Raw genomic sequence first — 13,399 nt, 5'->3', positions numbered from 1 at the left:
CCCGGGCCGTCGCTGATGTAGACGGAGACGTATGCGCGCGCCCTTGGAACATCACGGGGAACATCGTGAAGGTGAGGGCCTTTCCTCGTCAGGGCCGGGCCGCTATCACGCCTTTCTCCGCCCGCAGGCCGCTTCGCCCGCAGGCCTCACGACACGGCAGGACGGTGACGACAGGTATCGCGACATTCGCCCTCACGCTGCTCGGCACCTGGGCCGGATCGGCCGTGCTCGACGGGCTCGTGCGGCCGCGCGGGATCAGGCGCGTGCGGGGGCTGTGGCTGCTCGCCTGCATGGCGGGCGCGCTCCACGGGCTGTTCCTGATGCTCTGCGGGAACGCCGTGGTGGCCATGGCGCTGGCGCTCGCGGTCCAGGCGCTGCTGGTTCTCGCCTCCAATGCCAAGCACGCGATGCTGGGCGAGCCGCTGCTGTTTTCCGATCTTGCGCTGGTGGGTGCGGTGTTCCGCCATCCACAGTTTTATCTTTCGGCTGTGCGCCTGTGGCAGCGGGTGGCGGCGGCGCTGGTGGCGGCGGTGCTGCTGGGTGTGGTCGGCTGGCTCTCTCGCGCCGATCCGGAGGCGCATCTCACGGGGCTGCTGCTGCTGGCGGCGGCGCTGGCCGCCCTCGCGCTTTCGCTGCCGCGTTCGCCGCGCAGCACCGTGGCGAGAGTGCCCGAGGTCGAAGCGGACACTGGGCGCCTCGGTTTGCTACCCGCCGTGCTACTTTACTGGCGGCGCTGGCGGGCGCAACCCGACCCGGCGCCGTGTCCGCAGCCGCATCGTCGGTCTCCGACCGATGCGGCCGAACTTGTCGTCGTCATCCAGTGCGAGAGCTTCGCCGATCCCACCGAGCTGTTCGGCGATCCGGCGCTGGTGCTGCCCGGGCTGCGGGCAGCGCGGGCTCACGCTATGCAGTGGGGGAACCTCAACGTCAGCGGTTTCGGCGCCTACACCATGCGGACCGAATACGGCGTGCTGTTCGGGCGGGACGAGGCGGCGCTGGGCTTCCGGCTCTACGACCCGTTCCTGACCGCGAGCGCGGAGGGGACATACGCGTTGCCCTCGCGCCTGCCGGGGTGGCGGGCGCTGTTCGTCCACCCGCACGACATGCGCTTCTACGGGCGCGACGCGATCATGCCGGCGGGGGGTTTTGCCGAACTGGTGGGCGAGGATCATTTCGCGCCTCCGGGGCCGGGTGAGGGGCGCTACGTCACCGACGCGGCGATGACCGAGGTTATCCTGGCCCGGGCGAAGGCCGCCACGCAGCCGAGCCTCATCTATGCGGTCACGATCGAGAATCACGGCCCCTGGGCGCCCGACGCCCGTGGCGGCGGCAGCCCCGATCTGGTCGCGGGCTACATGCGGCTGGTGCGCTGCGGCGATGCCATGCTGGAAGCGCTGACCGCCGGCCTCGCCGCGCTTGGCCGTCCTGCGCTGCTGGTGTTCTTCGGCGATCACCGGCCGAGCATTCCGGGCGCGTCGGTGCCGGGCGGACCGCGGCATACCCCCTACGTCATGGTCCGCATGGACGCTCAGGGCCAGGTCATGCCCGGCGACAACCGCCGCATCGACCTCTCTCCGGCACAGCTGCACCATGCAGTGCTCGATACCGTGCTGGGACCTGTAGCCTCGCCGGAAGTCAGCCCCTCCCGGGAGGCGTGAGCCCGGCCAGCACCGGGTCTCGCAGGGGACGCGGGAGCAGGCGGTCGAACCAGTGCAGCACGGTGAAGGGCCAGGGCAGCACGAGGTGCGCCTTGCCCGCAGCGGCTGCGCGCGCGATCCTGGCCGCGACCGCGTCGGGTGCCATCAGCATCGGCTTGGGGCCAGGCACCTTGCGGCCTGCCGCCGTGTCGATGAACCCCGGCGAGACGAGCGTGACGCTGACCCCATACGGCCTTGCGGCAAGCCGCAGCGCGTCGGCGAACCGCGCGAGGCCCGCCTTGGTGCCCGAATAGGCCGCCGCGAACGGCAGGGCGTGAAATGCCGCCGCGCTGCCGACGAGGACGATGCGGCCATGTCCTCGCGCCGTCATTCGTTCGGCGATCGCGGCCGCCATGGCGGCGGGGGCGGTGAAGTTGACGATGCCCAGATGCGCAACCATCGCGGCATCCTCGATGCGGGCATCCGCTGCGCGGACGTCACCCCGGCCCGAACAGAAAAGCACCATATCGAAGGCATCTGCGGCGTCCTCCTCTCGCAATGCGGCGAGAGCGGCCGGGACGTCGGCAATGTCGAGACTGCGGATCAGGACTTGCGCTCCTGCCGCCCGACAGGTCTTTGCGATCGTTTCGAGGCGCGCCGGGTCCCGCCCCCAGAGGCTCAATCGCGCGCCGGGCGCAGCGTAAAACCGCGCCACCGCGCCGCCCAGACCGCCCGATGCCCCGGTGACGAGGATGCGAATCGATTCGCCGCCAAGGCTATTGGCCAACGCCTCCGTCATTGCTGGAGCGCCATGCGCGATACTCGTCCAATTCTTGCCATATGTTCACCGCGTCTGGAGGCGTTTCGACTTGACAGCTAAACCCTCCTACTGTCCAGCATCGGAGCCAATGCTAACTCCGGTTTCCAGTCCGTCACGCATCCGGCTGTTCAAAAGTGAACGCCTGGAAAGTCTTACGCTCATCTCGCCGCGAACCTTCGTGTTGAGCTGGTCGGTGATGCTGCCGCTGATCGCGCTGGTCGGGTGGCAGGGTGCCGGGCGCCATGGCCCTGAGCCGTTAGCTACCGCAGGATTGATCGCGGCGGGCCTGTTCGTGTGGACGCTGTTCGAATACGCGATGCATCGCTGGCTGTTCCACTGGGAATCCGACGTGCCGATGGTGCGCTGGTTCGTCTACCTGATCCACGGCAACCACCACGCCAGCCCCAACGATCCCCTGCGCGGCCTGATGCCCCTGCCGGTGAGCGTGTCGGTGGGCTCGCTCATCTGGCTGGCCTGCCTCGCGCTGATGGGGGCGAAGGGAACCTGGCTGCTGCTGGGGTTCATGACCGGCTACGTGCTGTACGACGCGGTGCATTTCGCCTGCCACCAGTGGCAGATGCGCGGCCGCATCGGCCGTATGTTCAAGCGCCACCACATGCGCCACCACTACGTGGGCGAGGACGGCAACTTCGCCATCTCCGCGCTGTTCTGGGACCGGATCTTTGGATCGCGGATTCGCTCGCTCAAGCGGGAAGCCTAGGACGCTGCGCGTGACCAAGTGGCAGCAGACCCTCAATTCGCGGGGCTGGAAAGTGCCCTTCCTGGGCAAGTCGCTTTTCCAGATCGGCAAGGAACTGCGCCCGAAGATCGACGCGGTGATCATGCGCAATTCGCTGATCCCCGACGCTGCAGTGCAGGACAAGGCATTCTTCCCGTGGATCGCCGAACTGGAGCGCAACTGGCAGGCGATCCGCGACGAGGCGACACGCATCCGGGCCGAGGATATTCCCTCGCTCGGCGACATTTCCTTCGACCACGGCCGCATCGCCGCCGACCGGCGGTGGCGGGCGTTCTTCCTTAAGGGCTACGGCTACCGCATGCCGGCCAATGCCGCCCGCGCACCGGTGACGGCGGCGCTGATCGAGAAAGTGCCGGGCCTCGTCACCGCCAATTTCTCGGTGATGGAAGCGGGCGGGCATATCCCGCGCCACTGGGGCATGACCAAGGGCATGCTGACCTACCACCTCGCGCTCAAGGCTCCGCGTGAGGCGCAGAAGTGCCGCATGCATATCGAGGAGGGGGAGACCCTCCACGTCATGCACTGGGAGGATGGCCGGTCGTTCCTGTTCGACGACATGTTCAACCATGAAGTCTGGAACGAGAGCGAGGACGATCGCTACATCCTGCTCATCCAGATCAAGCGCCCGTGCCGTTTCTGGGGCAATCTGATCCAGAACGCGTTTCTCGGCGCGGTGCGCCATTCGCGCTTTGTAAAGGACATCAGGAAGGCGATCGACCGGGAAGCCGCTGTCCGTAATGCCTGAAGGGTGCCCAACGGGGAAGGGGCGGTAAGCCGTCAGGATGCGACGATGCCGTTCTCCTGCGCGAGGCGTGTCGTTAATTCGGGGTGTTGGCGGAGAAGCTTCCATCTTCGCTGTCGGGTTTGGGAAGGGGGGGGCTACTTACGCTGTCGGCACGCACCGGCTCAACGGCCCGTCGCAGGGACGCCGCCTCTCGATGCCGCCGTTGGCAGGTAATTGGCCATGACCGATCATCTATTCAATCTGGAGCGGGTTACGATCTGACGCCATCATGAAAATGGTTATATATCAATTATTTACTGAATTCCCGAGTCATCGGGGATAGCAGGTCGCCTGCCTTTTGCCCGTCTCCGACAGGCGCTTTAGGTGATCTCCGATAGCAAACGGCCTAGACAGTTTCACGCCGACCTCTGCATTGCCCGCAGCGATTGAATCATCGACGCACCATCAACGCCAGCGGTAAACAGGCGCATCCACGTGTACCTTTCAGTCGTATCATAAGCTCGCCCAGCCGGAATCTTTGGTGAAAAGTCAGTTGTTGAGGTTGAAATTGTGTGGCAAGCGATCAAGCATAGTGCTGCTAAATCGGCATTCTCAATGCGGTGAAGCGATTTGTGTTTTGCAGTGTGTCGTATTTAAAGAATTTCTATATTACAATTATGTAATAGGTGAATGTAAAAGTGAAGCTGATGGAATTGCTGTGGGTTTTGCAAAATGACTGATCGTATTATTTTCGATATACGTCAGCTACAAAAACATACTGCGAAATATGGCCCGCTTGAGCGAATTTTGACAGCCATTATTAGCAATATTCCAGCTTCTGTATTGGCTGAGCGTACCGTGGAACTGTATGCGGATGCTGAGCGACCGATCCCCTTGGCAGTCGCGCATTTAGGTCTCGACATTGTCCGCTCCTTGCCGTTTCGTCGTGAAACGGTACTTGTCGTCGAGCCGGCGGGAACTGTCACCGACGTTAGCCTGCGCGAATTGGTGCAGCCTACGATCCACAGTATGGTACGAGTGCTGGCCGTTACCGATCAAGGCGTTGCCCCGCAGGGCGACGGGGTGGGTGTCAAGCAACTGCTAGAACTGCGCATGCGTCCGGCTGCGGGCGATTCTGCTGCAGGGGATGGCCTCATGGCAACGGTGGCCGTTCCTGTTGCTATAGATGCAAGCCTGCTTGCACCCTGCAACGGGTTGGACGAGGCCATACTAGAGGTGCTTTTTGCCGGTGGTCAGCCTGTTCTGATGGTCGATGGCGCGTTGGCGATGAACAAGGACATCATGCGCGGGGTGCTGGGGCTGACGAGACGTAACCCTGCACGCATTCTGGTCTGCAGCGAAAGTGCTGCCGTAGATGCGCCCGAAGTTTCCGTGCTGCGTCCCGGTCCAGCCTTGCTAGGGCGGATTGCAGCTCGGTCACTTGCGGTGCTGGTTCCCGCTGTCGGCAGATCGCAGACGTTATCGATGCCCGAAGTGCTGGGGCTCGGCGGCCGCTGCGTGGCCGTGGGGGATACCCTTCAGGTCCGCGATCTGGCTGAGCTGGCAGCTTTGCCGACCGCGGCGGCGGAGCTATCGTCTGGGTCGGACTATGCCGCATTTTGGGATCAGATGCTGATAGCAGCGTCATCGGATCCGTCAGTCAGCGTGCCCGAGAGACCCAGGATTGCACTGGTCACGCCAATCTTCCCGCAGAAAGGCGGCCCACCGCACTCCTCGCTCGATCTTGCGTTGGCACTAACGGAAATTGCGCAGCTCGACATCTGGACCGACGGCGACATGCTGCCCTCGCATCGTGCCCGCATGAACGCGGTATACCGACTGGACGCCACTTTCGAGGCGGACCGGTATGATGCGATCGTCTACGTCCTCGGCAATCATCCGATGTACCTGAAGATCTTCGACATGATGTGCGAACATGGTGGAACACTGATCCTCCATGACGCTCACATGGTCGACTTTCTCAACCACCGTTATGGACGCAAGCGGCTCGGCATGCTTCTTTCGCAGGAACATGGCGCGCCGATCGATGCATCCGATCCCGGGAAGGTCATCGGCAGGCTGGCCGAGTACGGTCGCCCCTTCCTGCGCGAGATCGTGCGGCATGCAAACCCCACGATCGTCCACAGCCCGACCTCGGCAGCGGTGCTTCACGACCTCTACGGGATCGATGCGAATTATTTTCCGGTAGCCATGCCCTATCCATTCGAGCGATCAGAACTTACCCCGGAAGCTCGCCTGCAGGCCAAGCTGGCACTGGGCATCGCGGCATTGCGGCCGTGCATCGCATCCTTCGGCGAAGTGCACATGATGAAGGGCGCGAAGCAGTGCCTGTTCGTGATGAAGGAATTGCTGGACTGGGGCATCGACTTCCAGTTCCTGTTCGTCGGCCCGGTCGACAAGTCGCTCGGCAACGAGCTGCGCGAAAGGATCGAGCAGTATGGGTTGCAGGATCATGTCGTCATCAAGGGCCCGGTGTCCGAAGCCGACTATATCCAGCACCTGAAAGCGGTCGATATCGTCCTGCAAATCCGGCAAATCCCGTTCGGGCAGGTGTCAGGTGCGCTGCTCGATGCGGTGTCGGCGGGCATGCACGGCGTCGCGTCGGAGAACCTCGCGCGGTCGATCGAGGCGCCGCCGCTGGTCCGGCGCGTCAACGACAAGGCCTCTCCCACGATCTATGCCGAACAGCTGGCCGAGATGATCGCCGCGAAAAGCTATGAGGACCGGCCCGGACCCGGCTGGGAGGATTTCACCGTAAAGCACGATTTCGGCCGCTATGCCCGCAATCTGCTGTCGATGCTGTTCGGCAAGCGGGGCTAACGATGACCGACAAGGCTTCCGCAAGCCTCGCGCAGGCGTTGATCCGTGACAAGTTCCTGATTAACTTCAATAATCTTGTGTCCAATCCGATGCGCACGGGCATCCAGCGCGTATGCTACGAATTTAGCACGCGCTGGCCATACATCGACGACACCATCGCTTTCGTGGAACTGGGCATGGACCGGATCGGGATCCTTGATCCCGACTTCTTTGAAAACGTGCGGCAACTGTTCGAGGACAACGACGATGTGTTGCGCGCCCTTTCGGGCGAGTTCGAGGATCTCGGCATCGATCCAAGTCCGGGTCGGATCGGGCTACTGTCCGCCCGCAATCGCATCATCTGCGAGATTTCCGTCGAGCAGGCGCTGGAATGCTGCCGGGCGGTCATCTCGCTGGAAGAGTCGCTGAACCTCGAATTTTTCAGCTTTGCGGCGGCGACGCGGCCGGAGAAGATTTTCAACTTGTGCCACGATTTCCTGTCGTGGACCCATTCGGAGTTCTTCTCCACCGACTGGCGTGTGGCTGACAATGTCAGCCTGTCGCTGGGGAACCGGCGCAAGTATACCCACAACATCTTCACCTCGACGACGACGCGAGATGTCTTCGTCAATCGCATCAATCGTGGTGACAGGCGTACATACCGGGTGATCGCGCCGGGTGCCGACGGTCTTGGGCGCACGTATCGCAAGACCGCGCCGGCGTCTGCGGAATTCCTGGTCGTCGGCACGCTGGAGCCACGCAAGCAGTCGCTGCACATCCTGCGGGCGTTCGAGCGGTTGCAGGCGGAGGGTCATGTTGCGCGCCTTTGTTTCGCGGGTCGGATGGGGTGGCTGGAGCCGGCTGACAAGGCCGAGTTGGAGGCGGCCTTCGAGCGATATTCGTGGCTGCGCTGGGTGGACAGCCCCTCGGACGACGAACTGCGCGATCTCATGATGCATTGCCGGGCATCGATATACATGTCGGTGGCCGAGGGGTTCGGTTCTCCGCCGGTTGAAAGCCTGGCGCTGGGCGTGCCGTGCATCGTCACGGCCGACCTGCCCAGCATCCTCGACCTTGAGCCCAACGGCCAACTGCGCGTCGAGGCTCAGGATGGCCAGGCGTTGGAGGACGCGGTGCGCCGCTTGCTGGACGACAGCGCCGTACTGGCTCTCCAGGCGGAGATCGAGACGCTGGCGCTGCCGACCTGGCAGTCTTTCGTGGACGGTATCGCAGCGCTCGTCACCGAAAAGGTGGGCGCGCCCGCGCGATCGGAAACCGACACCAGCTATCGCGCCCGCCTTGCCATTCTCGCATCGCTGTCGCTGATGGGGCAGTTCGACCGGGAAGAGCTTGTGGAGCATCTCGTTTCGGCGGCGCTGCCTGCAATCCATCAGGATGAGCTGACACGGTGGATCGTCCGGGCCGAGCGGGCCAACTGGTCGAACACCGAAGTCGCCCTGAACCTCATGGCGGCGTTTCCCGATGCCCTGCCGGCGCGCCTCGTTAACGATGCGCTGAGCGGCAATCTGGAGACGACAGCGTACATCCCGCCCAGCTTCGCGAAGGAATGGCGGTCCCGGTTCCGCCGGATCATGCAGATCGAGCCTTATCCTGCCTTCCACGAAGCCATCTACAGCGACCTGCTGTTCCGCAATCCCGGGACCGGCGAGTTGGACGCGCACATGCCCCTCGACGAGCGCGGGACGCTGCGCACGGCACACTTGCGGGGCGCGGTGCAGAGCGAGGAATATCGCTCGCGTTTGGAAGCGGGCCTCCGCCACAGGCTGCCCGCAGGGTATGCCGAAAAGATCTCGCTGCCTACAATCGGATGGAAGCTGCGCGTGATCGAGCAACTCGTTTCCGAAGCAGCGGTGGACCGGGCATTGCTGGTCGAAGACGACAGCGAGTTCCTCGATATCGCCAGCCTTGACCTGACCGGGCAGGTGCCCTCGCGCGCGGGGAAGGCCCAGCTTCAGGCGCTGCTCGGTGGGCGGAATGGGCGGGAACGCGTGCTGCTGCGGCTGCTGCTTTCCGAGGCGGCGTTGCGCCGCGTGAAGGATCCCCAGGCCCATCTCGAATTGATCCATATGGTGGCGCTGCGTTCCGGGCTGGCACGGCGGGAACCGGCGGGCGAGCGCACGGTAGCGGGCAAGGTCAGCGCCGTGGCGGGGCTTTCGGCCGCAAGTCTTGCGGTCGGGGTCGCGGCATTCCTCGGTCGCGAGGCAACACCGGCGGAGCTGCGTCTGGCGGACTTCGTTTCGGGTTCTGCAAAGGCTGCGAATGCGGACCTAATGGCCGCCCGCCTCGTGCTTTACGCGACCTTGCGCGGTGAAATCGTGCTGTCGCCCGCCTTCGTGGGCTGGGCTGCCAAACGTCTGGCGGGCTCACTGCAGCTGGACACGTGCATTGCCCGGCAGGGGGGAGCCGATTCTTCGCCCGAAGCTGCTTTCGTCGCTGGGTTCGGCCGTGATCCGGAGCCGCGTGAGACTGCCGCCCTGGTCGCGGCGGCGGCGCAGGGCCTCGGCTTGGCGGACATCGTCGACGCCGTGCGCATCGCTGCGCTGCGGGCTGGGCAGGTGAGCGATATCGTGCCCGAACTGGAGCATTTCGCAAAGGACCACGCGGGCCTCGTCACCCGGTTCGGACAGCTCGATACGCTGGCACATGCGTTGGATGCCGCGGCACCCGAAAAGCGCCGTCAGGCTTGGAGCCGACCCGCTCCGCAGGCGGCGCCGAACGGGCAGCATGCGCCGCAGTCGGTCGCGCAGGCCTTCGCCCACGCACCGCGTTCCGAAGGCGATATCCTGACCGTGGATCAGCTGTCGGCCCTCGACGGCGACGATTTCGTGCGCATGGCCTATCGCAAGCTGCTGCTGCGCGAAGCCGACGAAGGCGGGGTGCAGACTTACCTGAAGGCGCTTGGTGCCGGGCGCAGCAAGGCGGCGATCATCTATAGCCTGAGCGTCAGCGCAGAAGGCCGGGGCGCCGATGCAAACCTTATCGGGCTGGACGGGCTGGTGTCGCGTCAGCGTGCAATGCGGCGATGGCCGGTGCGCAAGCTGCTACAGATGGCGGGCGTTCCGCTCTGATTTTTCCCTGGATCGAAACGAGAAGATGAAATGTTCGAACGGCTGATTCACCGAAACGTGCGCGCGCGCTCGCCGTTGCGTCTGGGGTTGGGTGGGGGTGGCACCGACCTGCTGCCCTATTGCGACGACTTCGGCGGCGTAGTGCTCAATGCCACCATCGATCGCTATGCCTATGCCCACCTGGCGAGCCGCGACGACGGGCGCATCGTTTTCCGCGCCGATGATCTCGGCAGCGAGGACGAGTTGCCCGCGACGCTCGATTTCAGCATCCGCGAAGGGCTGGTACTGCACCGCGCAACTTATAAGCTGATGATGGAGCGGTACAACGACGGCAAGGCGATGCCGCTGACCATCTCCACCACGATCGACGTCCCGGCGGGATCTGGCCTCGGCGCATCCTCGGCGCTGACCGTGGCTTTGATCGAGGCGTTCGCGCTCGCGCTCAAGCTGCCGCTCGGCCCTTACGACATCGCCGAGATGGCCTATGACATCGAGCGCGTCCAGTTGGGCCTGCTCGGCGGCAAGCAGGACCAGTATGCGGCGGCGTTCGGCGGGTTCAACTTCATAGAATTCCTGAAGGGCGGCATTGGCGTCATCGTCAATCCGCTGCGCCTGCATCGCGAATACCTGAACGAATTCGAATCCTCGCTTGTGATCTGCTTCAGCGGCCAGTCGCGCGAATCCGCGCGGATCATCGAGGACCAGATCTCCGGCCTCAAGCAGATGGACGACAAAACCATCGTTTCGATGCACGAGATCAAGGAACATGCCACCCGCATGAAGACCATGCTGCTGGGCGGCAAGATCCGGCAGACGGCCGATGTGCTGCAGCAGGCATGGCTGGCCAAGAAGAACACCGCCACCACCATCTCCAACGGCACCATCGACGGCCTGCTGGACGTGGCGCTGCGCAATGGCGCGTGGGGCGGCAAGGTCTCGGGTGCGGGCGGCGGCGGCTTCATCATGCTGCTGGCCGACCCCTCGCTGCGCCATCATCTGATCGAGGCGCTGAACGATGCCGGCGGCAACGCCAGTGCCGTGCGGCTGACGTTCGAAGGCGTTGAAGCCTGGGTGGTTCCGGAATGACGTCGGCCACGGCAGGCGCGGAGGAGCACCGCTGATGGTCGATCAATGCGCGATCCTGCTGGGCGGGTTGGGCACCCGCCTGGGCAGCCTGACCCGGGAGACGCCCAAGCCGCTACTGCCGGTGGGCGGCACGCCTTTTATCGAGCTGCTCGTTCGTGAGGCGTGGCGGCAGGGCTTCCGAAAGGTGCTGCTGCTGGCGGGGTACAAGTCCGAACGGGTGTTCGCTTTCGTCGATGCCCTGCGCGCCGCGCTGCCGCCGGGGCACACCATTGACGTGGTGGTGGAGCCCGAGCCGCTGGGCACCGGGGGCGCCGTCGCCAATGCGCTGCCGGTGCTGGATGAGCGGTTCCTGCTGCTGAACGGGGATACTTGGTTCGACTGCAACTGGAACGCGCTGTGCAGCGCCGATTTCGTGGGCGAGGGGCCGGAAAATGCATCGCTGGCGGTGCGCGCGGTACCAATGGCGGACCGCTACGAGACCATCGACTTCGAAGCCGACGGGCAGGTGAGGGCGGTCGTGCCGCGCGGACAGGCGCTTGCCGCGCCGTTCTACGTCAACGGCGGCGCCTACTGCCTGTCACGCGATCATGTGCGCGGGCTGGGCGAGCGCTTCTCGATCGAAGAGGACGTGCTGCCCCGGCTGGCGGCGGCGGGCAAGCTGCGCGCGCGCGCCTTCGAGGGATACTTCCTCGACATCGGCGTGCCGGAATCGTATGACCGCAGCCAGGTCGAAGTGCCCGCGCAGCGTCGCCGGCCCGCCCTCTTCCTCGATCGCGACGGCGTGCTGAACCATGACGAGGGCTATGTCGGGACGACCGACCGCTTCCGCTGGATCGACGGCGCGATGGAGGCCGTGCGCCTCGCCAACGACCTGGGCTACTACGTTTTCATGGTCACCAATCAGGCCGGCGTCGCGCGGGGCTATTATCCGGTCGAAAACGTTACGGCGCTGTTCGACTGGATGAATGCGCAATTGCGCGCGCACGGCGCACACATCGACGACTGGCGCTTCTGCCCCTACCATCCCGATGGCACGGTAGACGAGTACAGCCGCGCTCATCCGTGGCGCAAGCCGGAGCCGGGAATGCTGCTGGACCTGATGGAGCACTGGGACATAGATGTCCCGGCGAGCCTCCTTGTCGGCGATCAGGACACCGACCTTGCCGCCGCGCGGGCCGCAGGCATCGCCGGGCACAAGTTCGCGGGCAAAAACTTACGCGATTTCGTCGCCCTCCACCTCGTCAGCCAGACGGATTGCAAGGAAGTCACGACATGAAGCAGCCTATCTTGGAACTTGAGCATGAAGCCCGCGCCTGGCTGATCGACGTGGCGGCGCCGGTATGGAGCAGCCGTGGGCGCACTGCATCCGGCTTGTTCGCCGAGCGGATGACGCTCGACGGCATTCCGAACGACGAGTATTTCCGCACGTTCGTGCAGGCGCGGCACATCTATTCGATGGTCGCGGCGGGCAGGGCGGGCTGGACCGGCCCCTGGCGTGAGTTGGTGGGCGAGACGATGCGCGTCGTCATCGCGAAGGCCAGGCGCCCTGATGGCTTCTACGTCCATCGGCTGGACCGCGACGCCGCTGTTCTCGATGGCCGGGCCGACCTCTACGATCAGGCCTTCGTCCTGTTCGCATTGGGCACTACGGGTGGGGCATTGGCCGAGGAATCGTTCTTCGACGAGGCCGAGGCGCTGCTCGACACGATCGAGGCGAACTGGACACATCCCGAGGGCGGATTCAGCGAGGGTGAGATCGTCGATCCGTCCGTGCGCCGACAGAACCCTCACATGCACTTGTTCGAGGCGTTCAGCGCGCTGCACGAAGCGAGCGGCCGTAAGCGTTTCGGCGAGGCTGCGCTGGCGGTAGCGGACCTGTGCCGGACCCGGCTGGTCGATCCGGTATCGGGCGCGCTGCTGGAATACTTCGGCGAGGACTGGACCCCCGCACCCGGCGACGAAGGCCGCATCGCCGAGCCGGGCCACTGCTTCGAATGGGCATGGCTGTTCGAGCGTCTGGCCCGTTCCGGTGCCCCGGGCGCCGTTGCCGTTTCTGATGCGATGACCGCTTTCGGCCGCCGCCACGGCATCGATGCGCAGCGTGGGGTAGCCATCAACGAAGTGCTGACCGACGGGAACGTGGTCAACGGCAAGGCCCGTCTGTGGCCCCAGACGGAGCGCCTCAAGGTGGCGGTCGTGCGCTATCACCGCACCGGAGCCGACGAAGACCTGCAGGAAGTCGCCGATGCCTGGACGGGCCTCAGCAAGTACTTCCTGCCCGAAGCGCAGCACCTGTGGCGCGACAAGATGAATGAGGACGGCAGTTTCATCGAGGAACTGGCTCCCGGCAGTTCGCTCTACCATATCTCCTGTGCGATCTGGGAAATGTGCTCGCTGCGCACCGCCGGGGAAGCGCTGGAAACAGCTTCCTGACGATGGATTAGCACCCTGGCGGCCGCGCAA

Annotated in this window: 9 protein-coding genes; 8 read left to right on the top strand and 1 reads right to left on the bottom strand. The window is 64.5% G+C overall.

The features are described 5' to 3' along the window. The first annotated feature begins 164 nt into the window (after positions 1-164). Positions 165-1,658, top strand: coding sequence for an LTA synthase family protein (locus BES08_RS12565; RefSeq protein ID WP_231957995.1), 1,494 nt, complete (start codon positions 165-167; stop codon positions 1,656-1,658). Here the strand turns inward: BES08_RS12565 and BES08_RS12560 are convergent. Further along, entirely contained in the window at positions 1,636-2,436 is an 801-nt protein-coding gene (locus BES08_RS12560; protein ID WP_069708502.1) for an SDR family NAD(P)-dependent oxidoreductase, read from the bottom strand. The two genes, BES08_RS12565 and BES08_RS12560, sit on opposite strands and share 23 nt — an antisense overlap. A 109-nt stretch (positions 2,437-2,545) precedes the next feature. On the opposite strand from BES08_RS12560, the gene BES08_RS12555 reads away from it, so the two are divergent. The 7 genes from BES08_RS12555 to BES08_RS12520 all read left to right on the top strand — a co-directional run bounded on the left by BES08_RS12555 (position 2,546) and on the right by BES08_RS12520 (position 13,369). After that, entirely contained in the window at positions 2,546-3,178 is a 633-nt protein-coding gene (locus tag BES08_RS12555; RefSeq protein WP_069708501.1) for a sterol desaturase family protein, read from the top strand. 10 nt (positions 3,179-3,188) lie between these two features. Then, positions 3,189-3,962, top strand: coding sequence for an aspartyl/asparaginyl beta-hydroxylase domain-containing protein (locus BES08_RS12550; RefSeq protein WP_069708500.1), 774 nt, complete (start codon positions 3,189-3,191; stop codon positions 3,960-3,962). Positions 3,963-4,673: 711 nt separating this feature from the next. Beyond that, positions 4,674-6,782: a glycosyltransferase gene (locus tag BES08_RS32865; RefSeq protein WP_156799859.1), complete on the top strand. Its 2,109-nt coding sequence runs from the start codon at positions 4,674-4,676 to the stop codon at positions 6,780-6,782. 2 nt (positions 6,783-6,784) lie between these two features. Continuing rightward, positions 6,785-9,850 (top strand): glycosyltransferase, encoded by a 3,066-nt coding sequence (locus BES08_RS12535; protein ID WP_069708497.1) that lies wholly within the window; start codon positions 6,785-6,787, stop codon positions 9,848-9,850. A gap of 30 nt (positions 9,851-9,880) precedes the next feature. Next, positions 9,881-10,936 carry a GHMP family kinase ATP-binding protein gene (locus BES08_RS12530; protein ID WP_069708496.1) on the top strand — a complete coding sequence of 352 codons (1,056 nt, stop codon included), beginning with the start codon at positions 9,881-9,883 and terminating at the stop codon, positions 10,934-10,936. A gap of 34 nt (positions 10,937-10,970) precedes the next feature. Further along, the gene (locus BES08_RS12525; protein WP_069708495.1) at positions 10,971-12,212 is read left to right on the top strand and encodes an HAD-IIIA family hydrolase; all 1,242 of its coding nucleotides are present in this window, start codon (positions 10,971-10,973) and stop codon (positions 12,210-12,212) included. Beyond that, the gene (locus BES08_RS12520) at positions 12,209-13,369 is read left to right on the top strand and encodes an AGE family epimerase/isomerase (RefSeq protein ID WP_069708494.1); all 1,161 of its coding nucleotides are present in this window, start codon (positions 12,209-12,211) and stop codon (positions 13,367-13,369) included. Before BES08_RS12525 ends, BES08_RS12520 begins: the two co-directional genes overlap by 4 nt. The last annotated feature ends 30 nt before the right edge of the window (positions 13,370-13,399 follow it).

The sequence above is a fragment of the Novosphingobium resinovorum genome, assembly GCF_001742225.1.
GTDB lineage: Bacteria > Pseudomonadota > Alphaproteobacteria > Sphingomonadales > Sphingomonadaceae > Novosphingobium > Novosphingobium resinovorum_A.
This window is presented reverse-complemented; position numbering and strand designations above follow the sequence as displayed.

What these genes read in the sequence shown, in the direction of transcription:
- BES08_RS12560 (WP_069708502.1), bottom strand. Translation starts at nt 2,436, where the DNA reads ATGACGGAGGCGTTGGCCAATAGCCTTGGCGGCGAATCGATTCGCATC.
- BES08_RS12520 (WP_069708494.1), top strand. Translation starts at nt 12,209, where the DNA reads ATGAAGCAGCCTATCTTGGAACTTGAGCATGAAGCCCGCGCCTGGCTG.
- BES08_RS32865 (WP_156799859.1), top strand. Translation starts at nt 4,674, where the DNA reads ATGACTGATCGTATTATTTTCGATATACGTCAGCTACAAAAACATACT.
- BES08_RS12535 (WP_069708497.1), top strand. Translation starts at nt 6,785, where the DNA reads ATGACCGACAAGGCTTCCGCAAGCCTCGCGCAGGCGTTGATCCGTGAC.
- BES08_RS12555 (WP_069708501.1), top strand. Translation starts at nt 2,546, where the DNA reads ATGCTAACTCCGGTTTCCAGTCCGTCACGCATCCGGCTGTTCAAAAGT.
- BES08_RS12530 (WP_069708496.1), top strand. Translation starts at nt 9,881, where the DNA reads ATGTTCGAACGGCTGATTCACCGAAACGTGCGCGCGCGCTCGCCGTTG.
- BES08_RS12525 (WP_069708495.1), top strand. Translation starts at nt 10,971, where the DNA reads ATGGTCGATCAATGCGCGATCCTGCTGGGCGGGTTGGGCACCCGCCTG.